This is a genomic window from Streptococcus suis, from assembly GCF_019794555.1.
Taxonomy (GTDB): Bacteria; Bacillota; Bacilli; order Lactobacillales; family Streptococcaceae; genus Streptococcus; species Streptococcus suis_AB.
This window is the reverse complement of the sequence record NZ_JAIMEP010000003.1, coordinates 68,393-95,208: the sequence shown is the minus strand read 5'-3', so window position 1 is coordinate 95,208 and position 26,816 is coordinate 68,393. Positions and strand designations below refer to the sequence as shown.

Sequence of the window (26,816 nt, the reverse complement as noted above, 5' to 3'; positions counted from 1 at the left end):
GTAAGGAGACTGGTCTGACCATTGACGATTTAAAACATATCTCTATTGGAATGGCACTTGACTATCAAACGGACTATGTGGAGATGCGTACTCGAGAAACTTCTCAAACACGCCCGGCAACTCAAGCTGATTTTGATAATTTCTGATGGTAGAAAGGAGGGACTATGGCTGGAAACATAAAGGGGATTACAATTGAAATTGGTGGCGATACCCAACCCTTACAAGATGCCCTAAAGGGTGTGAACAAACAAGCATCTGAAGCTACCAAAGAACTAAGACAAATTGATAAGGCTCTCAAGTTTGATACAGGCAATGTCACCCTCCTTACTCAAAAGCAGGAAGTCTTGGCAAAACAAGTCGAGACAACCAAAGAAAAATTGGCAACGCTCCGTCAAGCCCAATCACAGGTGGAAGCTCAATTTAAGGCTGGGGATATTGGGGCAGACCAGTACCGTGCCTTTCAACGTGAGGTGGAAACTACTCAAAGGCTGCTAACGTCCTATGAAACTAAGTTAGCTGATGTGTCATCAACACTTGAGAATCACGGTCGAGCAAGTAGTTCAGCGGCTCAACAATTAGATAAACTCCAAGTGGAGCAGGGGCAGTTAGCAAGTGAGATGAACAAGGTCACGTCTCAATTTGAGTTACAAGAAAGTGCTTTGTCATCCAATAGTTCCGAAGCAGAACGCAATGCAATAGCCCAACAAAAGATTGGAGCGCAGTCAGAAATTGTTTCAAAACAAATTTCCAATCTCGAAAAGCAACTAGCCTTGACAAAGAGTGAATATGGTGAGAATTCCATTGAAGCCAATAAGATGGAAGCTGAGTTGAACCAAGCAAAGACCGCTCTCAATAACCTGAACAACGAGATGGATGAGACTAAATCCTCTGCCGATGGTGCTCAAGATGGCATGAAAGCCATGTCTGACACCATTCGGGCTGAGGCACTTCAAGCGACCAGTGAGAAGCTAGCAGACATCTCTCAGAAAATCTTCGAAGTCGGAACAGAGTCCATGTCTGCGGCAGCTCAACTTCAAGCCAGCAATGCCCAATTCTCTACCGTCTTTGGAGATATGGAGAATGCTGCTAAGGATGCACTCAATAAGATTGGGGAAGAGATGGACATTGTTCCAGAGCGTCTTCAAGGCTCCTTCACTCAGATGGCTTCCTTTGCCAAAACCTCTGGGATGGATACGGCTCAGGCTTTGGATCTGACTACTCGTGCCACCAGAGCAGCGGCTGATGGGGCAGCATTTTACGACAAATCCATCGAAGAAGTCACCGAAAACCTGCAATCCTTCCTCAAAGGAAACTATGAAAATGACGCAGCTCTAGGTATTTCTGCGACAGAAACCACTCGTAATGCAGCGGCGAACAAGCTCTATGGAAAGTCCTTCAATGAACTATCAGAAGCTCAGAAGCAGTTAACCCTCCTTCAAATGGTAGAGGACGGCAATGAACTCTCTGGAGCCTTGGGACAAGCTGCAAGGGAATCAGACGGACTGGAAAACGTTATGGGTAACTTAAGACAGTCTGGAACTAATGCTCTAGCAGCAATCGGTCAACCGATTCTGGAGATGCTTATTCCAGTCTTTCAAAGTTTGGCAGACATTGTTAGTCAACTATCGACTTGGTTTACCAACTTATCCAGTCCCATCAAGGAAGTCGTCATTATCTTCACAGGTATTTTAGCCGTGGTAGGGATGTTACTTCCTGTTTTCTTGGGCTTACAGGTTGCGGCAGCCGCTATGGGGACAACCGTTGTTGGAATGATAACGGCATTTTTGCCGATTGTGGGGATTATTGTTGGTATTGTAGCCGCCATTACCTTACTGATTGTTGGGTTAAAAGAACTCTGGACGAACCACGAAGGCTTTCGAACGGCTGTGACGGAAATCTGGAATAGTATCTATGCCTTTCTGTCCATGATTATCCAGCAGATTTCTAGTTTTGTTATGTCCATCTGGGGAACCCTAACCACATGGTGGACTGAAAACCAGCAATTGATTCTAAATGCTGCAACCACGGTATGGAATGCTATCACTACGGTTATTCAAACTGTGATGACTATTCTTGGGCCGCTCATCCAAGCAAGCTGGGAAAATATCAAACTTATCATCACAACTGCTTGGGAGATGATAAAGATTGTGGTTGAGACTGCCATCAATGTGGTGCTTGGTATCATTAAGGCAGTCATGCAGGTTATCACTGGTGATTGGACTGGAGCGTGGGATACCATTAAACAAGTCCTAGCTACGGCTTGGGAGGGAATAAAGTCCCTGATTTCATTAGCTTTAAACTTCATCGCCCAGTACATCACAACTGCTTGGACAGGTATCAAAAATACCATTGCAAACTTACTGTCCGCCATTAGTTCAGTTGTTTTTTCCGTCTGGACAGCAATCCAATCGACCATATCCAGTATTTTATCTAACATCGGCTCAACAGTCTCCAATATTTGGAACAGTATCCGAAACACGGTCTCTAGTGTCTTGAATGGCATTTCAAGCACGGTGTCATCCGTTTGGAATGGTGTCAAGAATACCATTTCCAATGCCATCAATGGGGCAAAAGATGCCGTGAGTAACGCTATCAATGCCATCAAAAATCTCTTTAACTTCCAAATTCGCTGGCCGCATATACCCCTCCCTCACTTTAGGGTGTCTGGGTCTGCCAATCCTCTTGATTGGTTGAAGGGTGGAATTCCTAGAATTTCCATCGATTGGTATGCCAAAGGTGGTATTCTAACCAAACCAACTGCATTTGGAATGAATGGCAATAGCCTGATGGTTGGTGGTGAAGCAGGAAAAGAAGCGGTGTTGCCTTTGAATGAACAAACATTGGGTGCAATTGGTCGAGGAATCGCAAAGACCATGACAAGCAATCTACCAACCATTCATATCACTATTACAGGTAACACAGTAAGAGAAGAGACTGACCTTCACCGACTTGCGGAGATGGTTGGAGAGAAATTAGTGTATGAATTAGAACGTCAGCAAGGATTGAGAGGAGTGAAACCATGATTAAACATAATGCATTAACCATTGATGGAGTGTCCACGAGTTCTTTTCCTTTTAAGGTAATCGTGGAAGATAGTCCTTCAATCACAGTAAGTGAAAGTAAGACGCAATTGATAGAACACCAAGGCCTGTCAGGAGCGGTTCTTCAAACCAATCCTCGCAGAAGTGTCATGGAACTGAGCTACACCCTCTATCTTGTAAAACCTAGTGAAGAACAGTTGTTTTCCTTTTTGAAGCTATTTTTGAAAGAAGGTTTTTGGCTTGAGAACGCTAGTTTCAATACCATACGATTTTGGTGTTACAAGGTTCACCATACTCCAGTTCAAAAGGATAAGCTGGGTGTGTATGAGCTTAAGGTTTCTTTTTCTTGTCACCCAACCAAGTGGTTCAAAACGACGACCTCGCAGGTGTTTAGGACTAGTGGTACTTTGAGAAGTCAAGGTTCAGCCATAGCTTTTCCAAAGATTACCATAAGTGGCAACTCAAGTAGTGAAACTAGCTTTACGATTGGGGATGATGTCATCCGCTTGGAGCGATTACAGGAAACACTTGTTATGGACAATAATCCTAGTCAGCCAAGTTTTAAGACACAAAGAGGTCAGCCTGTAAAATGGTCTGGCGATTTCATTACCATAGATGCAGGCAGAAATGACACAGTTGGAGTTGTCTTAGGTTCTGGCATCACATCATTAACAATAGAAACGAATTGGGGGTGGGCATAGTGCTATCTTTATTAGACAAAACCGTTCGAACGGCAAAATGGCATGGTAAACCACTCCAAGAGACCATTAAGGCAAGCGTTAAAGAAACCTTGAATGGGGTTTTTGTCCTGAACTTTACCTATCCGATCACAGACAGCGGACTATTTCGAGAGTTAAAAGAGGACTACCTCGTTCGTAGCCCAGTTCCAGTATTGGGACATCAGTTGTTTCGGATAAAGCAAGTCATCGAAGGGGACACCAGTCTTGAAGTTGTGGCCTATCATATATCAGATGACGTCATGACTAGGTTGGTATCGCCATTTAGGTGTGAACAGGTACCGTGTGCAACTGCCTTATCAAGCATGGTCATGGCAAGCAAGTCTCCACTGGGAGATTTTTCTTTTACAAGTGATATTGTCAAGAACAGAACCTATACAACAGACAAGGAACAGACGCTTTACTCCACACTACTGGATGGTAAACATTCTATCCTTGGTACTTGGGAGGGAGAACTGGTTCGTGATAACCTTGCCTTATCAATTAAGAGTGAGCGAGGACAAGACCGTGGGGTAGTCATCTCTACTCACTACAATTTGAAAAAGTATCAGCGAACCAAAGAAAGTTCACAGATTATCACTCGTATCCATGCCACTTCAAGCTTTAAACAAGAGGGGCAGGATAGGGAGACTGTACTTCAAGTCACTCTAGACAGTCCATTGATAAACACCTATCCTTTCATCAATGAAGTGACCTATACCAATAATAACCTCAGATCTCGTCAAGAGTTAATAGAGTGGGCTAGTAGCAAGTTTCGCTTAGAGGGAATTGATAAGCCAAAAGATGCCATCATCATTGAGGCATTTGAGTTAGATGGTCAAACGGTTCATCTAGGCGATACCGTAACTTTAAAAAGCAAGCTACACGGGATTGATGTGAGGAAGAAAGCCATCGCTTATGATTATGATCCTTTAGCTAAGAATTACCGTTCTATCACATTTGATGATAAGGCAAGTATCGGAACAGGTAAAACTGGCGGTAGCCTAACAACACTAGCAAATAATCTCCTTGATGGGAATAAGCGGAGTGAGGATGTTGCCGTTGAAATTGCCCTTGAGAATGCCAACAGAGCCTTTGATGCGGAATTTGAGAAACGTCAAGTAGCCATCGATACCGCTATCGAACAGGCTCAAAGTCATGGGGAGGTCTATGCGGATCGATTAAAGGCTAGCATTGACAGTGAACTCTCAACTCTTCACCAACAGATGCGACAACAGGAAGAGGAGCAGCAACGCACAACTCGTGATTTATTGGCAAAGGCTGCGGTAAACACCAACCTAGCCACAGAAGCCAAACTGAAGGCAGAACAGGCTCAAACTGGGGCCACAGAAGCCATCAGAAGAGCAGAACAAGCCAAGCTTGATGCCATTAAAGAAGCTAACCGATTGACTTCAACGGAGCGTAGTCAGACAGAGACAAAGATTGCGACAGCTAAATCACAAGCTATCTCTGAAGCCAGTCGATTGGTTGATGTAGCAAAATCACTGTTGAGTGGACAGTTGGCTACTGTAAGTACAAGTCTCTCGCAAACCAAGGAGGATATAAAACTTCTTGCGAGTAAGCAACTGGTGGATAGTCTGACTGGTCGAGTAACCGGTGCAGAATCCATGATTCAAGTGCAAGCAGACCAAATTTCCCAGCGTGTTAAAACCAGTGATTTTAACCAAGCAAAACAGAGAATCGAAACTGCCGAGTCATCTATTACGCAATTGGGGAATCGCATAACAACTGAAATCAGTCAGGTAGATGCGAAAATTCCAACTAGCCTAGATGGCCTAAATTTGATGACTGGTACACGTGATTGGTCGAATAAAGGAAATGCCTGGCATTTAGGAAACAATTGGTCCACTGAAACAGAGCATTTTAGGGGACTAGTAGTTCGTTCGACCCAATCGGGTTATAACGGAAGTCATCAGAATATTGTTGTGAAAGCAGGAGATGTCATTACTTTTAGCTTTTATGCCAAAGCGAATCAGCCACTTTCTTCCATCAAAGTTTCAGCGATTTGGTCCGGTTCTAGTGTCTATCGTGCTCCAGTGGCAAGGGTGAGGGAATCGGACGATATTATATCCGTCACAAGTGACTGGAAACGCTACTGGAAAACAGTTCATGTCATATCTGATGGTTCACTCCAATTTCGAACGGAGTACAATGGCAGCACTATCCCAAATGGCAATAAATTCTATGTGGCAGGATTGAAAGTCGCAAAAAGCTCACTGGATACAGGGTATTCAGAAAACCCAGCAGATATTGCTGGAGAATTGACCGCCCAACGGACACTCATCACTCAAACGGCTTCTGGTGTGGAGCAGGTTTCTACAAGATTAACCGAGACAAATGGAAAGATTTCTAGTAGTGAGACACAGATTCGACAATTAGTTTCGGATGTATCCTCAAAGGTTAGTCAAACAGACTTTAATACAGTAAAACGAATAGTTGAAGGACATACTACATCCATCCAACAAACACAGCAATCCATCTTGCTTAAGGCTGATAAGACAGTTCTTGAAGGGGTAAAAACAACCGCTGATAATGCCTTGGCTAAGGCCAACACAAACGCTAGTCAGATTACCCAAACCAAGGCAGATTTACGGATTGCCAATGATGCCATCTCACAGAAAGTCGCAAGAACTGATTTTAATAACTTGACTAGTCGAGTAGCAAGTGCAGAAACTTCTATCCGAACTCAGGCTGGACAAATTGAACAACGACTTACAAGTACTCAAGTTGAATCTGCCATTAACTCAAAAGGTTACCAAACCAAGTCTCAGGTTGATTCCAATATTTCTGGTCGTGGCTATCTAACCAGCAGTTCTCTCCAACCCTATGCGACGACAACTAGTGTGCAGAATTTGGTTAGAACCACCTCTGATAGTTTTACTCAACGAATCAGTCAAACGGAAAGCAGAATCCCTACCTCAGTTTCGCAACGCAACTTGATAGCTGGTACTTCGGATAGATGGAGTGCTTATCAGACGATAAATGTGAGTAGTAACTGGATAGCATCATTAGGAAGAGTGCAATTTGGGGATAGTAGTGGAATTTATGTTGGGTCAAAAGTTCATTTATATGTTCATGTCTCAGCGGATGAGATTACCTTTGACCCTGCTGTAACGACTCGTACTATGAAACTTCAAGGTCCAATATTGGATAGTCAAAATGTTTGGACATGGACCAACTGGAATTTGTATCACCCTTTCTACAATAAATGGAGCAGCAATCTGACAACGGGTAACAACTATCGCTTGATAAAACTGACCGCCACCGTCACTCAAGAGATGTACCAACATTCTAAAGGATTTGAACTTCAAGTCAGAGTTGATGGGGTTAAAACTGGTAAGTTCCATGTGAGAGCCTTAATGGTATCAACTGGTGATATTTTTCCAGACTACTGGACACCGTCATTAGACGACTTTACGACAGTAACCGCCTTTCATGAAGTGCGGGATACTGTAAGTAGTCACACTCGAACAATTGGAGATCACACCAATCAAATCAGTCAGGTTGTTCAAACGGCTACTGGGATTGTGACACGAGTTGGCAATCTAGAAACAAGTCGAGCAACAACGGCGACAGTAAATGCCATTCAAACGCAGGTTTCAACACTTGCAGGGGCGTGGTCGGTTCGAAATCTGACCAGTGCAGGGACAGTCCTGAGTCAGCTCAATCTTAATAAGGATGGCACAGTCAAGATTGATGGAAAACTCGTTCAAATTACTGGCACTACCTATATCCAAGATGGTGTGATAGCGAGCGGTAAGATTGCCAGTCTTGATGCAGGCAAGATTACGTCAGGCATCATCTCAGCAGCTCGAATTGGAGCAGAAGCCATTACTGCGGATAAGATAAAGGTTGACCAAGCTTTCTTTACCAAGTTTATGGCTACAGAAGCTTATCTCAAGCAGTTATTTGCCAAATCAGCCTTCATAACCCAAGTGCAGGCAGTGACCCTATCTGCCAACAAAATTTCTGGAGGTATTTTGTCAGCAATCAACGGAGCCATGAAAATCAATCTGTCACTTGGAAACATTAAGTTCTTTACAAACTCTCCATCCATTTCTCGTGAGGTTAGTGGTTATCCTCACCAGTGGGTTTCATTTGAAACAGGTACCTCAAACGGCAAGCCATGTGGTGTAACCATTATCGGTTCCAATCGATGGAACAACTGGAATGCCAATGACGGTGGCTTTGTAGGAATTCGAGCATGGAACGGTACAGATACCGACCAAATTGATGTGGTAGGCGATAAGGTACGTTTAGCTAGTGCTCCATATACCAATCCAGATGGTTGGGAAATAGTAACGTTGCCTAACCGACTGAGTATTGATGCCTTTAAAGCATCTGACCGACCAAGTTCAATTTTGAATATCGGAGATATCCGCATCTATCGAAACGGTACAACATACGTAAGTTTGAAAGATGTTCTTCATCAATTCAACCACAATTTTAAACACTTAGTAAACATCACAGGTCGAGGTGATGTCATCTTGACATGGGATACGATTAAATAAAGGAGTTCACGGATGAATCTAGAACAAATCAACCAATCACTAAAGCTAACTATTCAGGAGCTTGTCACAAAGCTATCTGATGAAATCACCGCTAAGAACCTCATTGCCATCCAATTGGTGGAAAGGGATGAGGAGCTTAGTCAATTGCGAAAAGAAAAACAGGAATTGACTGAGTTGTTAGAAGTTCAGACAAAACCTGAAGAAGAGAAAGGAGATTAGTTGCTATGGCACTACTCAATATTGACAAAGTAACAGAACCGTTTGATTTGGAGACAGCTCTCGCTTACATGCGTAAGAACGGAGAGTTCATACGTTGTAAGACCGCAGAGCAGGATTTTTACATGTATCTTGAAGAAGTAAGGCGACCTGCCATTAAAAATGGAAAGCGCCAGTTAGTTACAACAGAAACAGTTTGGGCATTTAATCAGTGGGGCAGTACCACATTAACTCTGAATCTTTCTGATTTATTCCATGATTGTTTTTATCTGATGCGGTTTGATGAGAACGGTCAACCAGATTGGTCAGACCCTACCATTGTGCAGGGAGGTTCAGTAGAAAGTGAGGTGACCGATGAAGGAATTGTTAACACTTAATAAGATTTTATTTTCCATGATTGGAGGCTTGATTGGTAGTCTATTTGGAGAGTTGGATGGTATCCTGTATGCCCTACTTGTCTTCATTATTATTGACTATCTAACAGGAATTTTTGCGGCAGTTGTAGAGAAACAATTGTCAAGCAGTATCGGTTTTCGTGGCATCTTTAAAAAGATAGCCATTTTATTTTTAGTTTCATTAGGTCATATGATTGATACTGCAATCATCAAGCAGGGTGGAACAATTCGAACCATGGTCATTTTCTTTTATCTCAGTAATGAGGGGTTAAGTATCTTAGAAAATACCGTTCGAATTGGTCTACCAATACCTGAGAAACTACAAGCAATTTTAAAACAAATCAACGAGAGGTGATAAGATATGGGAAAACATCTAGTCATTTGTGGTCATGGCCAGGGACGAACAGGCTATGATCCTGGAGCAGTGAATGCCAAACTAGGCATCACAGAAGCGGGAAAGGTTCGAGAATTAGCCAAGTTAATGTCTAAGTACAGTGGACAACAGATTGATTTTATTACCGAACAAAATGTTTATGATTATCGGAGTATTACTAGTATTGGTAAGGGATACGACTCAATTACTGAATTGCACTTCAATGCCTTTAATGGTAGTGCCAAAGGTACAGAAGTCTTGATTCAATCTTCCTTAGAAGCGGATAAGGAAGATGTGGCAATCCTATCTCTTCTTTCACGATATTTCCAAAATCGTGGCATTAAGAAGGTAGATTGGCTCTATAATGCCAACCAAGCAGCAAGTCGTGGATACACCTTTCGTTTGGTGGAAATTGCCTTCATTGATAATGAACAAGATATGGCGATTTTTGAGAACAAGAAAGAGGACATTGCGAAAGGTCTTGTATCAGCTATAACAGGAGTTGAAGTCAAGTCCATAGTTCCATCGCCCCCCAGTTCAACCGTTGGGAGTTCAGGAACTCTTTCAAAACCAATCTATCTTGTTGGTGATAGTCTTAGGGTGTTGCCTCATGCGACTCATTATCAGACTGGTCAGAAAATCGCCAACTGGGTCAAGGGGCGCACCTACAAAATCCTCCAAGTAAAAAATGCTCACCAGTCCAACAGTAAGAGAGCATATCTACTTGATGGAATCAAGTCATGGGTGCTTGAGCAGGATGTAGAAGGAACAACTAAAGGCCATAGTGAGCAGACCTATCAAGCACAGAAGGGTGATACTTATTATGGAATCGCTCGGAAGTTTGGTTTAACAGTTAATGCCCTTCTTGCGGTAAATGGCTTGAAGAAAACGGATATTTTAAGAGTTGGACAAACTCTAAAGGTCAACGCAGCTTCAAGGACAACAACCACTATTCCAACCAGTGTTGCAAGCCGTGTGGTTGCGTCAGCATTATCCAAGGTCGGTAAGAAGGTGACTGTTCCATCTAACCCTTATGGTGGACAGTGTGTTGCCTTGGTGGATAAGATTGTTCAAGAGCTTACGGAAAAGAATATGTCCTATACTAATGCCATTGATTGTTTGAAGAAAGCAAAATCAAATGGTTTCCAAGTCATCTACGATGCTTGGGGTGTGAATCCTAAAGCAGGTGATTTTTATGTCATTCAGACGGATGGTTTGGTATATGGTCACATTGGTGTCTGTGTGACGGATTCAGATGGAAAAAGTATTGATGGTGTGGAACAGAATATTGATGGGTATTCTGACCATAATAAAAACGGGATCAATGACCAATTGGAAATTGGTGGCGGTGGAATTACTCGTCGTGTGAAACGTCAATGGATGGCGGATGGCTCACTCTACGATTCAACTGGAACAGTTAAACTTGGTAAAGTTGTAGGTTGGTTTAGAATTTCATAATTAAGATATAAGCCTGGTGGAAACATCAGGCTTTATTTTTTTGCTTTTTTTCAAAAAATGCGGAAAAATTACTCCCAAACCTACCTAGTAAGGTAGGAGGATAATATGGACGTTCAAAAAATTAATAATGAGATGACCTATCAATTGACAATGATACAAGCAAAGGTACTTCTAAATAAAGGAGCAATCACTATTGAGGAATTTGAACTTTTTAGGCAATTGATGCTTGAAAAATATCAACCATTTATAAGTCAATTATCGACCTAATAACTGGATATTTTTTTCTTTTAGAGTGATATATAGTAGCGAAAGGAGTGTATTAATTTGAGAACAGTTAGAAGAATACAACCCATAAAATCACCCTGTAAGCCAAAATTAAAGGTTGCGGCATACGCAAGGGTTTCTGATAGTCGTCTTCATCATTCTCTGTCAACACAGATTAGCTACTATAACCGTTTGATACAAGCACATCCAGACTGGGAATTGGTAGGGATTTATTATGATGAGGGTATAAGTGGTAAAGAACAAAGTAATCGACAAGGCTTTCAAAATCTTTTAAAGGATTGTGATGATGGAAAGATTGATAGGATTATCACTAAGTCAATTGCTCGATTTGGTCGAAATACAGTTGAATTACTAACTACTGTTCGACAATTACGTCTGAAAAATATTGGTGTTACTTTTGAGAAAGAAAATATAGATAGTCTTAGCTCAGAAGGAGAATTGATGTTAACCCTCCTTGCCTCAGTAGCTCAGGAGGAGTCTCAAAACATGAGTGAAAATATAAGATGGCGAGTCCAAAAGAAATTTGAAAAAGGGATTCCACATACTCCACAGGATATGTATGGATACCGTTGGGATGGAGAGCAATATCAGATTGAACCTAATGAGGCAAAAGTTATTCGAAAAGTCTTTAAATGGTATCTGGATGGAGATTCGGTACAGCAGATAGTTGATAAACTCAATCAGGAGCAGGTCTTAACAAGGCTTGGTAATCCATTTACCGTAGCAAGTATCAGAGAATTCTTCAAGCAAGAAGCATACTTTGGTCGACTTGTCCTACAGAAGACTTATCGTGAAGCATTCTCTAGGAATCCTAAAAGGAACAAAGGACAACTCAATAAGTACATCATTGAAAATGCACACGAGCCAATTGTTACGAAAGAATATTTTGAATTAGTACTTCATGAGAAGGAGCGTAGATATCAGTTAATGCATCAAGAAAGTCACTTAAATAAAGGTATCTTCCGTGACAAAATTTTTTGTTCAGACTGCGGATGTTTGATGATTGTTAAAGTGGACTCAAAACATGTTAAAAAAACAGTAAGATACTATTGTAGAACACGTAATCGATTCGGAGCCTCATCATGTCCATGTAGGACACTAGGAGAAAAGCGACTTTTGGCATCGTTTAAAAGCAAGTTATGCATTGTCCCAGATAAAGAGTGGGTTGAAAATAATATTAAACACATCGAGTATGACTTTGGTCAACGTATCATCTGGGTTATACCAGTAAAAGGAAGGAAATATCCTATAGAAATTAGAGAGGGGCGATATTAGTGAAGAAAGTAATTACTATTGAGGCTACACCAAGTATTATTAGGTCAAGTTCAGATGATTTCTCTTTGAAGAAGCGTAGGGTTGCAGGCTATGCCAGGGTATCAACTGATCATGAAGACCAAGCAACAAGCTATGAGTCGCAGATGCGGTATTACTCGGAATACATAAATGGGAGGGATGATTGGGAATTTGTTAAAATGTACTCTGATGAAGGTATCAGTGGGACAAACACAAAATTAAGAACTGGTTTCAAAGCTATGGTGGAAGATGCACTCAATGGCAAAATCGATTTGATTATTACAAAATCTGTTAGTCGATTTGCGAGGAATACCGTAGACTCACTGACTACAGTTAGGCAGTTGAAAGAGGTAGGTGTAGAAATCTACTTTGAGAAAGAAAACATTTGGACACTAGATTCAAAAGGTGAGCTACTCATAACCATCATGTCTAGTTTGGCACAAGAAGAAAGTAGGAGCATATCCGAAAACGTAACTTGGGGCTTAAGGAAACAATTCGCAGAAGGGAAGGTTCATTTTCCTTATACCAATGTTTTAGGCTTTAAAGCAGGTGAAGATGGGGCAATTGTAGTTGATCAGGATGAAGCCAAAACTGTTAGGTACATCTTTCAGCAAGCTCTTATTGGAAAATCACCTTATCATATCGCAAAGGATTTGTCTGAACAAGGTATATCTTCTCCTAGCGGCAAATCTCATTGGAACGCAACCACAATCAAGCGAATGCTTAGAAATGAGAAGTATAAAGGGGATGCTTTACTACAAAAAACTTATACAATTGATTTTCTAACCAAAAAGAAGAACATCAACAGAGGTGAATTGCCTCAGTATTATGTGGAGAATAACCATGAAGCAATAGTAGATAGAGAGACCTTTGATGCAGTTCAACAAGTGCTCGATAATAAATGCAGAAAGTCGAGTACAACAATCTTCAGCTCAAAACTAGTATGTGGAGATTGTGGTCACTTCTTTGGCAGCAAGGTATGGCATTCAACCTCCAAATACAGAAGGGTAATCTATCGATGTAACGAAAAATACAATGGCAGTAGTAAATGTTCTACCCCACACGTTACTGAGGAAGAGGTGAAACAGTGGTTTGTCTCAGCTGTTAATCAAGTATTAGATAATAAACTTGAAGTAATTGATAATCTATCTGTATTATTATCCATTGGAAGCCCTGAGGTAATTGACGAAAAGATAAAAATCCTTGAAACTGAAGCAGAAGTTGTCAGTCAGTTAGTTGCAAACCTAGTTTCGGAAAATGCCATCATTAGCCAAGACCAAGACAAGTACCTTAATAAGTATAATCAACTGACTTCAAAGTATGAAGTTATAGTACAGGAGATTGAATCACTAGAACTCCAGAGGATGAAAAAATCCAAAAGGAATAAGGAATTGCAGGTTTTCATGGAGGTTCTTAAAAAACAGGAGGGCTTGTTAACAGACTTTGATGAGTTATTATGGGAAACGATGATAGGGAGTGTCACAATCAATCCAGGGAAAAAAATAATTATTAAATTTAAAAATCAAACGGTCGTAACTATCTAGTTTACGACCGTTTGTTTTATATCCGCATTTTCTCGATTAAGCAATCAATTAAGAATACCCTTTCCTCAATTTTTGGAATAATAAAAGTTGATTGAAAAATGATTGTTATCCCAACGAAAATTCCCCACCAGAAAGTTGAAAATAGAGTAATTGTACCGTTGTTAAAAAAGTCTAAGTTTGAAATTATAAAGGATACAAGTGCGACTAAAAGAATGTATAGTGCGGAAGTTTGTTTTTTTAACCGAAGTAGATATGCTTTTTGAACAAGGAGAATATCATTCGATTCAACAATTATTCCCAACTCTTCCTTTATTTTTTTAAGTTTATTTAGCTCTTTTTGTGAATGTTTAGATAAATATTTCTCTGTTGGAACGATAACTGACGACATTGTAAGTGTCCATAAGATATATACTTCTAGAATGATAAATGGCGCGAAAAAAATAATAATTACTAATAAATTCAATAAACAATTCATAATTTAATTATAGCATTTCTTTATGATTGTATCAAATTTAGTACCCATACCGATGCAGATCATGTGGGTGATGTGCTAGAAGTGGCTAAGCAGATTCAAATAGGTAAGATTTACGTTTCTCCAGGTAGTTTGACTGTACCAGATTTTGTTGCGACTTTGAGGAAAATCAATGTCCCTGTTCATGTTGTAAAAGCTGGAGATCAATTGCCCATTTTTGATTCCTATCTAGAAGTTCTATATCCCAATGGAATCGGAGATGGAGGCAATAATGACTCAATTGTACTCTATGGTCGTTTGTTAAAAATGAATTTCCTCTTTACCGGTGACTTGGAGCAAGGGGAATTAGATTTAATCACTTCTTATCCGCAGCTACCAGTCGATGTGCTGAAAGCAGGTCACCATGGCTCCAAGGGCTCTTCATATCAAGAATTTTTAGACCATATTGGAGCAAAAATTGCTCTGATTTCTGCTGGTGAAAATAATCGCTATCAACATCCGCATCAGGAAACTCTGGAACGTTTCGACAGTCAAAATATGCAGGTTTACCGAACGGATCTGCAAGGAGCAATCCGTTTCCGAGGTTGGAAACAGTGGAGTATTGAAACGGTAAAAGAGTGACGCACTCTCTGTAGCTGTTTTCTTTTTTGCATGGTATAATGGAGAGAAGAATACGGAGAGATTATGACAGTAATTAAACAGATTGAACAAATAAAAAAAGGGAACTTAGGTTTATTGACCATTTTATGTGGTGAAGATGTTGGTCAATATCACATTGCGAAAGACTTATTGATGAAGCAACTGGAATTTGATACTTCGGACTTGGGTTTTGCCTATTTTGATATGTCAGAGGCTGACTATCACCAGGTGGATTTGGATTTAGTTTCTCTTCCCTTCTTTTCTGATGAAAAAGTAGTGATTCTTGATTATTTCGCAGATTTAACAACGGATAAGAAGCGCTACTTGACGGATGACGAGCTGAAGCAATTTGAGGCTTATTTGGAAAATCCAGTTGAGACCACGCGCTTGATTATTCTAGCACCTGGTAAGTTGGATAGTAAGCGTCGCCTTGTCAAACTTCTGAAAAGAGATGGATTGGTTTTAGAAGCCAATCCTCTAAAGGAAATGGAGTTGAAGAATCATTTCCAGAATGAAGTCGGTCGACTTGGGTTGCGGATGGACCCAGATGTTTTTCACTATCTTATGGTAAAATCTAACTTTGATTTTGCAGAAGTTAGTAAAAATTTGGTCTTTCTACAATCCTATAGAGGACAAAATGCAATTTCGCTGGCCGATATAGATGCGGCAATCCCGAAGACTCTTCAAGATAATATCTTTGATTTAACTCAACTTGTCCTTCAAACTAAAATGGATGAAGCAAACCATCTTGTTCGGGATTTACGATTGCAAGGAGAGGACGAAATCAAGTTGATTGCGATTATGTTAAATCAGTTTCGCACCTATCTTCAAGTGCAAATACTACACGAGCAAGGTCGTGGTGAACAGCAGATTGTTACTGCCTTGTCAGATTTATCTGGTCGCAAGATCAATCCCTATCAGGTAAAATATGCCTTGCGTGATTCAAGAAATCTGTCGGTTGGTTTTTTGAAAAAGGTCGTCAAGCTATTAATTGAAACAGATTACCAAATTAAAACAGGACAATTTGATAAAGATTATCTATTTGATATTGCCTTGCTAAGAATCGCTACATCGTGATTTTCAGACAAATTAATTGAAAAGGCTCTCAGAAAGGGTTACAATAGAACTATCAAATTTATAGGAGAACAGAATTATGGCGATTATTTTACCAGATTTACCTTATGCTTATGACGCTTTGGAACCACATATTGATGCGGAAACAATGACTTTGCACCATGATAAGCACCATGCAACTTATGTAGCAAATGCCAATGCAGCACTTGAAAAGCATCCTGAAATTGGCGAAGATTTAGAGGCTCTCCTTTCAGATGTTGAACAAATTCCAGCAGATATTCGTCAGGCCTTAATCAACAATGGTGGCGGACATCTTAATCACGCTCTCTTTTGGGAATTACTTTCTCCAGAGAAAACTGAAATTTCTGAAGAGTTGGCTGCAGAAATCGATGCGACATTCGGTTCTTTTGATGCCTTTAAGGAAGCATTTACTACAGCTGCAACAACACGCTTTGGTTCAGGTTGGGCTTTCTTGGTAGTTAATAAAGAAGGAAAATTAGAAATTCTTTCAACCGCTAACCAAGATACACCAATCATGCAAGGATTGAAGCCAATCTTGGCTCTCGATGTTTGGGAACATGCATACTACCTAAACTACCGCAACGTTCGACCAAATTACATCAAAGCCTTCTTTGAAGTGATAAATTGGAACAAGGTTAACGAACTTTATAAAGCTGCAAAATAAGCTATTTACTCTTCCATTTGGGAGAGTTTTTTATGTTAATAGACTGTAGCCCTACCTTAGCCACGGTAGAAAATTCATCAAAATGCTTTACATAGGTGATTAGTTAGGGTATAATATACTTTGTGTGTAATGGACACACGAAAATACAGTTTATCCGCTGGGTTTAAAAGCACCTAAGATTGACAAAGATAGGAGAAAAACATGAATCCATTGATCCAAAGTTTGACAGAAGGTCAACTTCGTACTGACATCCCTTCATTCCGTCCTGGTGACACTGTACGTGTTCACGCTAAGGTTGTCGAAGGTAACCGCGAACGTATCCAGATTTTCGAGGGTGTTGTTATCTCTCGTAAAGGCCAAGGCATCTCAGAAATGTACACTGTACGTAAAATTTCTGGTGGTGTTGGTGTTGAGCGTACTTTCCCAATCCACACTCCACGTGTTGATAAGATTGAAGTTGTTCGTTACGGTAAAGTTCGTCGTGCTAAATTGTACTACCTACGTGCATTGCAAGGTAAAGCAGCACGTATCAAAGAAATCCGTCGTTAAGATAGTCCTTTGGACTGACTTAGTCGGAATGTGAAGAGGCAGCGTTAGCTGTCTTTTTTCGTTCTAGACAATTATTCAGCAACAGTCTATGATGATATCGAAAAAGACGGGCGGTTTGGTAGAATACTAAGAAGAGATATCTGGAAAAATATGAGACAGACGCATCGCAATCTTTCTATTCATCATTAATTGTGATAAACTAAATATAATATCATATGGTTGGCAGTTTTCTAATACTGCCAATACTTGTTTCATCATTTAGAAAGTCAGAAATGAAAATAATAAAACAACTTTGGTGGTTTTTTAGGCTAGAGAAAAAACGGTATGTAATGGGGATTGTTTCCTTGTGCTTGGTAAGTGCATTGAACTTGCTTCCGCCCTATATCATGGGAGAAATTATTGATCAGATTGCAGGGAACCGTTTATCAGGCAATCAACTTCTGATTGGGGTCGCTGGTTTGGTTCTCTCTGCAATCGGTATGTATGTATTGCGTTATATTTGGAGAATGAATATTCTAGCGACTTCCTTTCGGCTTGGCAAAATTATGCGTGCTAGGCTATTTGAACATTTTATGAAAATGTCTCCATCCTTTTTTCAAAATCACCGAACAGGTGATTTGATGGCGCACGCTACTAACGATATCAATGCTTTGACACGATTAGCAGGTGGAGGAGTGATGTCATTTGTCGACGCGACGGTAACGGCCCTCATGACCTTGGTGACCATGTGTTTCATGATTTCTTGGAAAATGACCCTAGTTGCCATTCTGCCCTTGCCTTTTATGGCCATGACAACTAGCTTTTTAGGCAGAAGGACACATGAGAATTTTAAGGCTTCTCAGGCAGCTTTCTCAGAATTAAATAACAAGGTTCAAGAATCGGTATCAGGTATCAAAGTGACCAAGTCATTTGGTTATCAGGAACAGGAAACTCATGCATTCCAAGAAGTCAATCAAGCAGCCTATTTACAAAATATTAAGACTATGCGGTATGATGCCATGTTTGATCCAGCCGTTTTATTCTTTGTTGGCCTTTCTTACGTACTGACCTTGTTCGTTGGTGCACAATTTATTCGACAAGGTCAGGTGACTGTGGGGCAACTTGTTACTTTTATGACCTATTTGGATTTATTAGTATGGCCATTAATGGCAATTGGTTTCTTGTTTAATATTACACAACGTGGCGCTGTTTCCTATGAGCGTATCCAACGATTATTAGATATTCGTTCAGATGTTGAAAATCCACAGAATCCTTTACCAGCACCTGAAAATGGAGATATTTGTTACGAAATTGATGCGTTTTCATATGAAGAACAACCGACACTTGAAGACATCTATTTCACTATTGAAAAAGGGCAGACGGTTGGTCTAGTAGGTCCTACAGGATCTGGGAAAACTACTTTATTAAAATTAATCTTGCGTGAATATGATGTGGAAGATGGTCGTATTTTATTAAACAATGAAAATGTAAAAGACTATCGTTTAGCAGATTTGAGGAGTCTGCTGGGCTATGTTCCCCAAGATCAGTTTCTATTTGCAACAAGTATTTCTGAAAATATTCGCTTTGGACATCCCAATTTGGGAAAAGAGGAGATTGAGGAAGCTGCTAAAATTGTTCATGTGTATGATGATATAATGGATATGCCTGAAAAATTTGACACCATTGTGGGGGAAAAAGGTATTGCCTTATCTGGTGGACAAAAGCAGCGATTAGCTATGGCACGCGCAATGATTTTAAATCCTGAAATCCTATTGTTAGATGATTCCTTATCAGCAGTTGATGCCAAGACGGAACATGCTATTATTGAAAATGTCAAGGAGGGCAGGCGAGGTAAAACAACCATTATCACCGCCCATCGTTTATCGGCAGTAGTCCATGCAGAGATGATTTTGGTATTAGAGAATGGGCGTATTATTGAACGGGGACGTCACCAAGAATTACTTGAGAAGAAAGGTTGGTACTACAATACATATAGGATGCAGCAATTAGAAATGGAGGAGAATGATGAATAAGAAAGCACCACAAAATGTCTTTTGGCGGCTATTGTCCTATGTCAAACCTTATCTATTTCTAACCATCGCTGCCTTAAGTTTTTTATTGTTAACCACAGTAATTCGTAGTATCATTCCCTTACTGGCATCTTATTTTATTGATCATTATGTCCATCAAGTAACAGATGGGGTTTTGTTGGTTTTAGGTGGCTATTTTGGTCTGTATATCCTTCAGATGTTGTTTCAGTATATTGGTAATTTTTGGTTTGCTAAGGTTTCTTATAGTATTGTTCGAGATATTCGCCAGGATGCCTTTTCTAAAATGGAATCTTTGGGGATGGCCTATTTTGATCAAACACCGAGTGGTTCGATTGTATCTCGATTGACAAATGATACGGAGAGTATTTCAGAGATGTTTTCTGGGATACTGTCCAGTTTCATTTCCGCTATTTTTGTCGTAGCTGTTACTTTGTATACCATGTTTGCTCTTGATTGGAAATTAACCAGCCTCATTGTCCTCTTTTTACCAATCATTTTTATATTGGTGAATATGTATCGAAAAAAATCAGCACCCGTTGTGGAAAAAACACGGAGTTTATTGAGTCAAATCAATAGTAAACTTGCTGAGAGTATTGAGGGAATTCGGATTATTCAGGCCTTTAGACAAGAGGAACGTTTATCTGATGAGTTTGAAGCTATTAATCAAGAACATCTAGCCTTTGCCAGTCGGTCAATGGCATTGGATAGCCTGTTTTTACGACCTGCTCTTTCGCTGATAAAAATTCTAGCCTATGCTTTTCTAATGACCTATTTTGGCTTGGATTGGTCAGATGCTCCAGTTTCCGCAGGACTCATTTATGCTTTTATCCAATATGCCAATCGTTTATTTGACCCTCTTTTGGAAGTTACCCAACACTTTTCAACCCTTCAAACTTCTATGGTGTCTGCGGGTCGCGTGTTTACTCTAATGGATCAAACGATTGAGGAGCCAAGGCAGGAGAGTACGGATGTGCGAATCACTAAAGGTGATATTGTCTTTGAAGATGTGTCATTTTCTTATGATGGCAAGCGAAAAATTTTGGATCATGTTTCATTCGAAGTAAAAAAAGGACAAACCATTGCTTTTGTTGGGGCTACAGGATCTGGAAAATCTTCCATAATAAATGTATTTATGCGTTTTTATGAATTTCAATCGGGCCGCATCCTTATTGATGGACAAGATATACGTCAATTCGCACCTCACGAATTGCGTTCAAATATTGGGCTTGTATTGCAGGAACCGTTCTTGTATCATGGAACAATTGCTTCCAACATTCAAATGTATCAAGATATCAGTCAGGATGACATCATTGAAGCTGCTCGTTTTGTTGATGCAGCACCATTTATTGAAAAATTACCTAATGGTTACCAACAGCTTGTTACAGAGAGGGGTTCTTCCTTTTCAACTGGGCAAAGGCAGTTACTTGCATTTGCAAGAACCATGGCTAGCCAACCCAAAATTTTAATTTTAGATGAGGCTACAGCCAATATTGATTCTGAAACGGAACAAACTGTTCAGCATTCGCTTGAAAAAATGAGAAAAGGTCGGACCACCATCGCAATTGCTCACAGGTTATCCACGATTCAAGATGCTGATTGCATTTATGTTCTTGATAAGGGAAAAATCATTGAATCGGGGAATCATGAAGCATTGCTGGCACTCAAGGGAACCTATCATCGGATGTATGAGCTACAGGCTGGTCAATTGGCACAATAGTTCGATTTTTATTCAACAGGAGGAGGTTATTATGGCTCAACCACATATTCCATCAGTCATGTCAGATTTAAGACAAGACATTGTTCAAATGCCCGAAGTGATGAAAGAATGTAGTGGCATTCGTATCTACGGTCGCCGGATTCGTTCCATTTTATTTACCACTGATGTTTCAATTATTGCGAATCATAATGCCGATGCCATTCTAGCGGTTTATCCTTTTACTCCAATTCCTGCTATTATCAAGAGTATCATGATGGTTGCTTCTGTACCTGTTTTGGCTGGCGTGGGTGGTGGCTTAACAACTGGTATGCGTTCGGCTAATATGAGCTTATTGTCTGAATCGGAGGGAGCCTATGCTGTTGTTGTAAATGGTCCAACAACGGTTGAAACAATTGAAGAAATCAATAAGGTCATTGATATTCCGATTATTTATACTGTGGTTTCAGACAAATCGGATATTAAATCTCGTATTGAAGCGGGGGTTGATATCTTGAATGTATCTTGTGGTACTGAAACTCCAAAAGTGGTTGCGAAAATCCGTAAAGACTATCCTGATTTTCCTATCATGGCAACTGGTGGACCAACCGAAGAGAGCATTCGTCAAGTTATAGCAGCAGGAGCAAATGCCATTACCTATACCGCACCAAGTAATGGGGAATTGTTCAAAGGAAAAATGGAAAAATACCGTAAACATGCAGCAGACTAAAACAGTCTCAGTCTTGCATTCTGTCCTTTTCTGAGTTACAATAGAAAGGCAGACTTCCCTTAGTTAAATGGATATAACAAATTCCTCCTAAGAATTAGTTGCAGGTTCGATTCCTGCAGGGGAGATTGAAACCACCTAAAAAAGCCTGATTTAACAGGCTTTTTGTCTTCCTTGTCCAAAATTTGTCCAAAATATTTTAAAAGAGTTGTCGAACTTTTTCAAAATCTTCCTCTCGCTGATCTTTAAAAAGGTGTGTATAGGTTCTTAGTGTCTCCAAAACATCTTTGTGGCCAATCAATTTTGATATAGTCAAGATGTCAATTCCCTTGTGCTTGAGATAACTAACATAGGTATGTCTGAGACTGTGTGGTGTTGCTAGCTTGTTGCTTACCCTCTTTCTGATAATCTTCTTAATAGCTGTATCAGATGCTCTGACAAAGAGTCGTTTCTCTGGATTGTCTATGTAGCCTGTTTTGAGATATTCTTGGTAGGCTTCCCAGACATCACTATCATAAGGGACTCTACGTTTTGATTGCTTGTTCTTGGTGCCTTTCCAGCCTTTGTTTTTGCCACTTATCTTGTAAGACTTATTTACAACTAGCTCTAAATTATCCAGCATATCATCTGTTGTCAGCCCTTGAGCTTCTGCAGGTCTAAGACCGGTCTTGGATACTAAGTATATAAAAAAGTGGGATTGGTATTTGATATTCTTTCTAGAGTGGGCAATCAGCTCAAGATATTCTTCCAGTTCAATAAATTTATTTTCTTCAGGTTTAGATTCAACGTTGGAATGTACTTTGACTAACGTTGTAAAATCTTTTTTTAACGTTCCCTCGTAAATTGCAACTTTTAAGGCAGCTCTTATATGGGAATTGATCCGTTTGATTGTTTCCTTGACAAATCTATCAGCCATCAAATTCAGCACATTCTGGTAGCTTGTAGGGGTGATTTTGTGCATCTTGACATCAGGGAAGTATTCCAGTATTTTCTTATGGGTAAACTCGTATTTTTCGAATGTGACTGGATCTATGTGGGGTTTCTTGTGTACAGTAGCCCAATTCTCAAAATAATCTGCGAGTGTTACGGTCTTATCTACAACAACATTATTTTCTAAGTCGATTTGAGCCTGGGAAGCTGCAATGACAGCTTCAGCCTTTGTTTTAAATCCACCCTGGGACTTAGATCCAAAAGTGCCGTCTGGTTTCTTGTAAGACATACGATATTCCCAGCCGTTGCTTCGTTTTCTATAAGATGCCATTGATTTACCCTTTCAAATTTGATAAAATGGGTATAGTAAAGAGACCTACTGCAAAGCAGGTTTTTACTACACATGATTCGCCTTACGCTCTTGGTCGCCAAACTGTCGAGCGTAGGGCTTTTTTTATTTGTTGTAAAATAAAAGCAGTAGCTAAAAATAGTTACCGCTCGGTTGTGGCAGCTTGTACCAACTCCGTTTTTGCACTAGGTGAAACCTAGGTTAGTAACTATATTTTATCAAAATATAATATGTTTAACAATTTTTTATTTTTCGATGATTTTCATTTTACCATTGTACTCTTGTGCGATAATGGTATGATCTGTGTCGGATATTGTCACAATTAAATTTGGGAGAAAGTCGTCGCTGTTAAGTGTGGCATCTTTTGATTTGAGCCATTCGACGAACAATCTGTTCTTTTCCTTTTGAAGTTCATTCGCGAGATATATTTTTCGACTAATACTTTCGTTGCCCCAGGATTCTCCTACACGGGTAGATAGATATTCTTCATCTGCTCCTACTATAAAATCAATTTTATTTCCTGCGTCCAGCACTTCAGCATTTTCTTTAAAATAAGTTGCAAACTCCTTAGCTTCCTCATCAGTATACGAGTATGATGATTGAACCGTTGTTGATTCAGTGGTATTCGGTTCAGTAGACTCTTGTTTAGGAGCTGTGACACCAACTAAGATGAAAAAGAAAATAAATGAAATGGTTGCTATAACACGATTACGTTTATTTGGTGATTTTTTCCAGAAATACCAAATTCCAAAACCACTTATCAACAGTAACAAAATAAATAATGTATTCATACAAACCTCCTAAAGCTAATATCCACTTACTAAATTATAGTATTCTTCCTTAATCATAGCCTCATCCGCTATGGTCTTTAATTTGTACTTTTCCATAAACACCAGGTAATTAAATTGAGTGCGATCTTCGGCATAAGATAATTCTTCCTTCAAAAGATGGTGGATCATAGTTCTATTTGCGTCAAGTTCGCACCTCTCTCTGAAGAGTTGATACTGGTATGGAAAGTGATTTCTATGCTGTAACTCGTGTAGGGCGACTTGTTTTTGCTCTTGCTCAGACAAATTCACATCAACCCCTAAGACCTTGGTTATTGGATTGTAAAATCCCGAACTATGCCAGTCGCTGGCATCGAACAGGCACAATTCCACTCCAAACTCTTTACAGAGTTGGTCTAGTTTCATAGGCAATTAGTCCTTCTGTTTATTTTTGAAGTGTGCAGATAGTACCGCAGTGATGAAATCTATATCGTCTTCATCAAGTGGTCTACCGTCAAATAGCATGGTGTGGGCAGCTGCTTCTCTCAAGTCCACAACTTGACCATCAATGACAGCTGTCTCATCGCTGGCAATCCGTGGGTTATCTGTCCGTCCGAGCAGGTAGTCTGTCGATACATTGAAGTAGTCGGCGATTTCTGCAATTCGTTCAGCATTTGGTTTCTGCTTTTTTAAAGAATAAATTGTATTTCGGCTATATCCGAGTTTTTCTTCAAGCGCATTGAGTGAAATTCCATGCTTTTTACACAGTTCTTTAATTCTTTCAAATGTTGAAAACATTGATTTATCAACCTTTCTAAGAGATTGACAAAAAATATTTAAATTTTTCATTGCAAATGATTGACAAAATACAATGAATAACTTAAAATAGTTTTTGTAAGTTAAAGAGTTAGTGAAAACACAAGTTAAAACTAATTCAAAAAATAAAAGCTTTGGCGAGCAGAATGTATTGATTGAACTGGTTTTTATCAAGCTTTTTCTCTATGGTTATATTTTAAATTATCCATTGTTAAATGTCAACGGTTTTACTAACTTTTTAACTAATTTTATGGAAAGGAGGGGGAATACTGATGAAAAAACTCACAAAAAATTTTTTATCTGACATTGAAACAACTGTCAAATTTATTGACACCATTGCTGAATCGGCATTTCTGGAACTTTTGAAGGAGTGTGATAACTTGTCCGAATTGGAAACTCGTACGTTTCATTTTGATAAGTATCCAGATCTTCCAGTCGAGACAGCCACAATTTGCGAGATGGTTGCAAGTCGAGTTAGAAAAATGGCAAGTGCCTATATTGACAATGAAAAGTCCCAACACAAGATTGTATTGGGAGATGAAATTGAAGAGGCTAGCGTTTTACCGCTAAGTTCAAAAAACATCCAGGCTATTGGTTCAGCCATTCATGATACTCTCTCAACAGCTCAAGTGAAGTAGTGAAAGCTGTGACAGCAATGAGCGTTTCCTTTTGTTGCTCAGGCACAGAGTTGGCAATAGAAGTGGCTGCTTGATTTGCTTTACCGACCAGTTCAGTTACTTTTTGAGCTGAGAGAGTTGATACAAAATCGTCAAAAGATTTCATTGACCTATCCTCCTTTCCGTGATGATAAGTCAATTATACCAAAAATAGAAAGGGAAAATATGAGCCAACAACATCAAAAATGGATTGATTTGGTAAAAAAGCGACTACACGAACGTGGTTGGTCGCAGTCAGACTTTGCGATTGTGATTGGTGTTTCACCAGCAATGGTCAGTCGACTACTAAAAGATGGTCATGGTAGTGATAACCTCAAACTGAAAGTAAACAAGAAACTTAGAATTTCTGAGAGTTGGGAAAGTTTTGAAGAATATGAGTAAGAAGCTAATCGCCAACTGGCAAAAGAAAAACTACCAACTCAGTCAACTGATAGTCGATAGCCTTGAGGGGCTAGATGTGTGGGAGACTGTGTTGGCACTCAGAGAGATAAGGAGGGGAAGTATATGAACGAAATTATCAATATCAGTGTGAATGACAATCAAGAGCCTGTTGTATCTGGTCGGCAGTTGCATGAGGCTTTAGGGGTCAATTCAAACTATACAACTTGGTTTGACCGTATGACCGAGTATGGTTTTACGGAAAATGAAGACTACGTTTTGCTTTCCAATTTTGGAAACCAAACAGGTCGCGGAGGTCACAACAAAGTTGACCATATTATCAAGCTGGACATGGCCAAGGAAATTGCTATGATCCAACGGTCTGACCGTGGCAAGCAAGTTCGTCAGTATTTTATACAAATAGAAAAGGACTTCAACAGTCCAGAGAAGATTATGGCTCGCGCTCTGCTATTGGCTGACAAGAAGGTGCATCAGCTAGAGGCACAGATTGAGGCGGACAAGCCCAAGGTGCTGTTTGCTAATGCGGTCGAGGCTAGTGCTACATCTATCTTGATTGGGGACTTTGCCAAGATTTTGCGTCAGAATGGCTACAATATCGGTCAAAATCGATTGTTTGAGTGGTTGCGCAATAATGGTTTTCTCATTCGGAAACGTGGAGAGAGCTACAATATGCCGACCCAGATGTCTATGGATATGAGCTTGTTTGAGGTCAAGGAGCGGACACATAATGAGCCTAATGGCAGCATTCGGATCAGCAAGACGACCAAGATGACGGGTAAGGGTCAGACTTACTTCATCAACAAGTTTTTGAACGAAGACATGCAAAAAGCCTGACGGCAATCAGGCTCAGATATAAACATACAAGGAAAGTGTAACATATTATGATTGATTTTGAAAGCTTTTTTAAAGAAAAGATAGAAAACATCATGACTGTGGCATGGGCTGAAAAGTCTGAGATGTTTGATCCTGACAATACCTATCCACCAATCATGACTCAAGCCGAGTTTAGAAAGTGGCTGAAAATTGGCGATGCGACTGTTAAATATTTTATTTCAAAAGGTATGCCGACCATTAAGAATGAGAACGGTAGCATCCGCATTCCACGGGATGCTGTTCGTGTCTGGCTACGTGATAATTGGCAAGCATTAGCATAGGA

General features: G+C 39.9%; 26 protein-coding genes, 1 tRNA gene and 1 pseudogene. 22 read left to right on the top strand and 6 right to left on the bottom strand.

The annotated features are described in order from the left end of the window. Positions 1 to 164: 164 nt before the first annotated feature. From K6V48_RS02150 to K6V48_RS02105, 10 genes are all read left to right on the top strand, one after another. Positions 165 to 3,023, top strand: a complete 2,859-nt coding sequence (locus K6V48_RS02150) for a phage tail tape measure protein (protein ID WP_222367651.1) — start codon at positions 165 to 167, stop codon at positions 3,021 to 3,023. Continuing rightward, positions 3,020 to 3,742: a phage tail protein gene (locus K6V48_RS02145; RefSeq protein WP_222367648.1), complete on the top strand. Its 723-nt coding sequence runs from the start codon at positions 3,020 to 3,022 to the stop codon at positions 3,740 to 3,742. Before K6V48_RS02150 ends, K6V48_RS02145 begins: the two co-directional genes overlap by 4 nt. Further along, the gene (locus K6V48_RS02140) at positions 3,742 to 8,289 is read left to right on the top strand and encodes a phage tail spike protein (RefSeq protein ID WP_222367646.1); all 4,548 of its coding nucleotides are present in this window, start codon (positions 3,742 to 3,744) and stop codon (positions 8,287 to 8,289) included. The genes K6V48_RS02145 and K6V48_RS02140 overlap by 1 nt, the downstream gene beginning before the upstream one ends. 12 nt (positions 8,290 to 8,301) lie before the next feature. Then, positions 8,302 to 8,508 (top strand): hypothetical protein, encoded by a 207-nt coding sequence (locus K6V48_RS02135; RefSeq protein WP_024409976.1) that lies wholly within the window; start codon positions 8,302 to 8,304, stop codon positions 8,506 to 8,508. A 5-nt stretch (positions 8,509 to 8,513) separates the two neighbouring features. Further along, complete coding sequence (locus tag K6V48_RS02130) at positions 8,514 to 8,882, top strand: hypothetical protein (protein WP_024388659.1); 369 nt, start codon at positions 8,514 to 8,516, stop codon at positions 8,880 to 8,882. Next, a complete protein-coding gene (locus K6V48_RS02125) occupies positions 8,860 to 9,255 on the top strand; it encodes a phage holin family protein (protein ID WP_024388660.1) in 396 nt (131 codons plus the stop codon). The genes K6V48_RS02130 and K6V48_RS02125 overlap by 23 nt, the downstream gene beginning before the upstream one ends. Before the next feature lie 6 nt (positions 9,256 to 9,261). Next, positions 9,262 to 10,731 (top strand): LysM peptidoglycan-binding domain-containing protein, encoded by a 1,470-nt coding sequence (locus tag K6V48_RS02120; RefSeq protein WP_222367645.1) that lies wholly within the window; start codon positions 9,262 to 9,264, stop codon positions 10,729 to 10,731. A 105-nt stretch (positions 10,732 to 10,836) separates the two neighbouring features. Beyond that, positions 10,837 to 10,998, top strand: coding sequence for an SHOCT domain-containing protein (locus tag K6V48_RS02115; protein WP_024380991.1), 162 nt, complete (start codon positions 10,837 to 10,839; stop codon positions 10,996 to 10,998). A gap of 57 nt (positions 10,999 to 11,055) precedes the next feature. Then, positions 11,056 to 12,291, top strand: coding sequence for a recombinase family protein (locus K6V48_RS02110; protein WP_222367644.1), 1,236 nt, complete (start codon positions 11,056 to 11,058; stop codon positions 12,289 to 12,291). Further along, the gene (locus K6V48_RS02105) at positions 12,291 to 13,853 is read left to right on the top strand and encodes a recombinase family protein (protein ID WP_222367638.1); all 1,563 of its coding nucleotides are present in this window, start codon (positions 12,291 to 12,293) and stop codon (positions 13,851 to 13,853) included. The genes K6V48_RS02110 and K6V48_RS02105 overlap by 1 nt, the downstream gene beginning before the upstream one ends. A gap of 16 nt (positions 13,854 to 13,869) precedes the next feature. On the opposite strand, the gene K6V48_RS02100 is transcribed toward K6V48_RS02105, so the two are convergent. Next, positions 13,870 to 14,328 (bottom strand): hypothetical protein, encoded by a 459-nt coding sequence (locus K6V48_RS02100; protein ID WP_222367636.1) that lies wholly within the window; start codon positions 14,326 to 14,328, stop codon positions 13,870 to 13,872. Between the two features lie 42 nt (positions 14,329 to 14,370). On the opposite strand from K6V48_RS02100, the pseudogene K6V48_RS02095 reads away from it, so the two are divergent. The 8 genes and pseudogenes from K6V48_RS02095 to K6V48_RS02060 all read left to right on the top strand — a co-directional run. Then, positions 14,371 to 14,946 (top strand): annotated as a pseudogene (locus tag K6V48_RS02095) (ComEC/Rec2 family competence protein); the annotation flags it as partial. A 63-nt stretch (positions 14,947 to 15,009) separates the two neighbouring features. Next, positions 15,010 to 16,041 carry a DNA polymerase III subunit delta gene (gene holA / locus K6V48_RS02090; protein ID WP_222367633.1) on the top strand — a complete coding sequence of 344 codons (1,032 nt, stop codon included), beginning with the start codon at positions 15,010 to 15,012 and terminating at the stop codon, positions 16,039 to 16,041. 76 nt (positions 16,042 to 16,117) lie between these two features. Beyond that, a complete protein-coding gene (gene sodA / locus K6V48_RS02085; protein ID WP_024391732.1) occupies positions 16,118 to 16,723 on the top strand; it encodes a superoxide dismutase SodA in 606 nt (201 codons plus the stop codon). A gap of 201 nt (positions 16,724 to 16,924) precedes the next feature. After that, positions 16,925 to 17,272: a 50S ribosomal protein L19 gene (gene rplS, locus K6V48_RS02080; protein ID WP_011921928.1), complete on the top strand. Its 348-nt coding sequence runs from the start codon at positions 16,925 to 16,927 to the stop codon at positions 17,270 to 17,272. Between the two features lie 272 nt (positions 17,273 to 17,544). Continuing rightward, positions 17,545 to 19,284: an ABC transporter ATP-binding protein gene (locus K6V48_RS02075; protein WP_172007423.1), complete on the top strand. Its 1,740-nt coding sequence runs from the start codon at positions 17,545 to 17,547 to the stop codon at positions 19,282 to 19,284. Next, positions 19,274 to 21,019 carry an ABC transporter ATP-binding protein gene (locus tag K6V48_RS02070; RefSeq protein WP_024404511.1) on the top strand — a complete coding sequence of 582 codons (1,746 nt, stop codon included), beginning with the start codon at positions 19,274 to 19,276 and terminating at the stop codon, positions 21,017 to 21,019. Before K6V48_RS02075 ends, K6V48_RS02070 begins: the two co-directional genes overlap by 11 nt. Before the next feature lie 31 nt (positions 21,020 to 21,050). Continuing rightward, the gene (locus K6V48_RS02065; RefSeq protein ID WP_222367631.1) at positions 21,051 to 21,725 is read left to right on the top strand and encodes a beta/alpha barrel domain-containing protein; all 675 of its coding nucleotides are present in this window, start codon (positions 21,051 to 21,053) and stop codon (positions 21,723 to 21,725) included. Between the two features lie 53 nt (positions 21,726 to 21,778). Beyond that, positions 21,779 to 21,850 (top strand) — tRNA-Arg (locus K6V48_RS02060). A 71-nt stretch (positions 21,851 to 21,921) separates the two neighbouring features. Here the strand turns inward: K6V48_RS02060 and K6V48_RS02055 are convergent. From K6V48_RS02055 to K6V48_RS02040, 4 genes are all read right to left on the bottom strand, one after another. Then, complete coding sequence (locus K6V48_RS02055) at positions 21,922 to 22,983, bottom strand: tyrosine-type recombinase/integrase (protein ID WP_222367629.1); 1,062 nt, start codon at positions 22,981 to 22,983, stop codon at positions 21,922 to 21,924. A gap of 263 nt (positions 22,984 to 23,246) precedes the next feature. Beyond that, positions 23,247 to 23,792 (bottom strand): hypothetical protein, encoded by a 546-nt coding sequence (locus K6V48_RS02050; protein WP_222367625.1) that lies wholly within the window; start codon positions 23,790 to 23,792, stop codon positions 23,247 to 23,249. 15 nt (positions 23,793 to 23,807) lie between these two features. Further along, positions 23,808 to 24,194, bottom strand: coding sequence for an ImmA/IrrE family metallo-endopeptidase (locus tag K6V48_RS02045; RefSeq protein WP_222367624.1), 387 nt, complete (start codon positions 24,192 to 24,194; stop codon positions 23,808 to 23,810). 6 nt (positions 24,195 to 24,200) lie between these two features. Further along, entirely contained in the window at positions 24,201 to 24,566 is a 366-nt protein-coding gene (locus K6V48_RS02040; RefSeq protein ID WP_222367623.1) for a helix-turn-helix domain-containing protein, read from the bottom strand. A gap of 290 nt (positions 24,567 to 24,856) precedes the next feature. Between K6V48_RS02040 and K6V48_RS02035 the strand changes: the two genes are divergently transcribed. Beyond that, complete coding sequence (locus tag K6V48_RS02035; protein ID WP_261311019.1) at positions 24,857 to 25,222, top strand: hypothetical protein; 366 nt, start codon at positions 24,857 to 24,859, stop codon at positions 25,220 to 25,222. On the opposite strand, the gene K6V48_RS02030 is transcribed toward K6V48_RS02035, so the two are convergent. Continuing rightward, positions 25,173 to 25,367, bottom strand: a complete 195-nt coding sequence (locus K6V48_RS02030; RefSeq protein WP_222367622.1) for a hypothetical protein — start codon at positions 25,365 to 25,367, stop codon at positions 25,173 to 25,175. The two genes, K6V48_RS02035 and K6V48_RS02030, sit on opposite strands and share 50 nt — an antisense overlap. 59 nt (positions 25,368 to 25,426) lie before the next feature. On the opposite strand from K6V48_RS02030, the gene K6V48_RS02025 reads away from it, so the two are divergent. The 3 genes from K6V48_RS02025 (at position 25,427) to K6V48_RS02015 (ending at position 26,814) form a co-directional block, all read left to right on the top strand. After that, complete coding sequence (locus tag K6V48_RS02025) at positions 25,427 to 25,642, top strand: helix-turn-helix domain-containing protein (RefSeq protein ID WP_222367621.1); 216 nt, start codon at positions 25,427 to 25,429, stop codon at positions 25,640 to 25,642. Positions 25,643 to 25,765: 123 nt separating this feature from the next. Next, positions 25,766 to 26,494: a phage antirepressor KilAC domain-containing protein gene (locus tag K6V48_RS02020; RefSeq protein WP_222367620.1), complete on the top strand. Its 729-nt coding sequence runs from the start codon at positions 25,766 to 25,768 to the stop codon at positions 26,492 to 26,494. A 92-nt stretch (positions 26,495 to 26,586) separates the two neighbouring features. Next, positions 26,587 to 26,814: a helix-turn-helix domain-containing protein gene (locus K6V48_RS02015; protein WP_261311018.1), complete on the top strand. Its 228-nt coding sequence runs from the start codon at positions 26,587 to 26,589 to the stop codon at positions 26,812 to 26,814. The last annotated feature ends 2 nt before the right edge of the window (positions 26,815 to 26,816 follow it).

Bases quoted from the DNA above. Each gene is read 5' to 3' on its own strand.
- K6V48_RS02100 (WP_222367636.1), bottom strand. From the start codon at position 14,328: ATGAATTGTTTATTGAATTTATTAGTAATTATTATTTTTTTCGCGCCA.
- K6V48_RS02065 (WP_222367631.1), top strand. From the start codon at position 21,051: ATGGCTCAACCACATATTCCATCAGTCATGTCAGATTTAAGACAAGAC.
- K6V48_RS02150 (WP_222367651.1), top strand. From the start codon at position 165: ATGGCTGGAAACATAAAGGGGATTACAATTGAAATTGGTGGCGATACC.
- K6V48_RS02055 (WP_222367629.1), bottom strand. From the start codon at position 22,983: ATGGCATCTTATAGAAAACGAAGCAACGGCTGGGAATATCGTATGTCT.
- K6V48_RS02040 (WP_222367623.1), bottom strand. From the start codon at position 24,566: ATGTTTTCAACATTTGAAAGAATTAAAGAACTGTGTAAAAAGCATGGA.
- K6V48_RS02125 (WP_024388660.1), top strand. From the start codon at position 8,860: ATGAAGGAATTGTTAACACTTAATAAGATTTTATTTTCCATGATTGGA.
- K6V48_RS02145 (WP_222367648.1), top strand. From the start codon at position 3,020: ATGATTAAACATAATGCATTAACCATTGATGGAGTGTCCACGAGTTCT.
- K6V48_RS02115 (WP_024380991.1), top strand. From the start codon at position 10,837: ATGGACGTTCAAAAAATTAATAATGAGATGACCTATCAATTGACAATG.
- K6V48_RS02015 (WP_261311018.1), top strand. From the start codon at position 26,587: ATGACTGTGGCATGGGCTGAAAAGTCTGAGATGTTTGATCCTGACAAT.
- K6V48_RS02050 (WP_222367625.1), bottom strand. From the start codon at position 23,792: ATGAATACATTATTTATTTTGTTACTGTTGATAAGTGGTTTTGGAATT.
- K6V48_RS02075 (WP_172007423.1), top strand. From the start codon at position 17,545: ATGAAAATAATAAAACAACTTTGGTGGTTTTTTAGGCTAGAGAAAAAA.
- K6V48_RS02035 (WP_261311019.1), top strand. From the start codon at position 24,857: ATGAAAAAACTCACAAAAAATTTTTTATCTGACATTGAAACAACTGTC.
- K6V48_RS02030 (WP_222367622.1), bottom strand. From the start codon at position 25,367: ATGAAATCTTTTGACGATTTTGTATCAACTCTCTCAGCTCAAAAAGTA.
- K6V48_RS02025 (WP_222367621.1), top strand. From the start codon at position 25,427: ATGAGCCAACAACATCAAAAATGGATTGATTTGGTAAAAAAGCGACTA.
- K6V48_RS02020 (WP_222367620.1), top strand. From the start codon at position 25,766: ATGAACGAAATTATCAATATCAGTGTGAATGACAATCAAGAGCCTGTT.
- K6V48_RS02130 (WP_024388659.1), top strand. From the start codon at position 8,514: ATGGCACTACTCAATATTGACAAAGTAACAGAACCGTTTGATTTGGAG.
- sodA (WP_024391732.1), top strand. From the start codon at position 16,118: ATGGCGATTATTTTACCAGATTTACCTTATGCTTATGACGCTTTGGAA.
- K6V48_RS02045 (WP_222367624.1), bottom strand. From the start codon at position 24,194: ATGAAACTAGACCAACTCTGTAAAGAGTTTGGAGTGGAATTGTGCCTG.
- K6V48_RS02070 (WP_024404511.1), top strand. From the start codon at position 19,274: ATGATGAATAAGAAAGCACCACAAAATGTCTTTTGGCGGCTATTGTCC.
- K6V48_RS02135 (WP_024409976.1), top strand. From the start codon at position 8,302: ATGAATCTAGAACAAATCAACCAATCACTAAAGCTAACTATTCAGGAG.
- holA (WP_222367633.1), top strand. From the start codon at position 15,010: ATGACAGTAATTAAACAGATTGAACAAATAAAAAAAGGGAACTTAGGT.
- K6V48_RS02120 (WP_222367645.1), top strand. From the start codon at position 9,262: ATGGGAAAACATCTAGTCATTTGTGGTCATGGCCAGGGACGAACAGGC.
- rplS (WP_011921928.1), top strand. From the start codon at position 16,925: ATGAATCCATTGATCCAAAGTTTGACAGAAGGTCAACTTCGTACTGAC.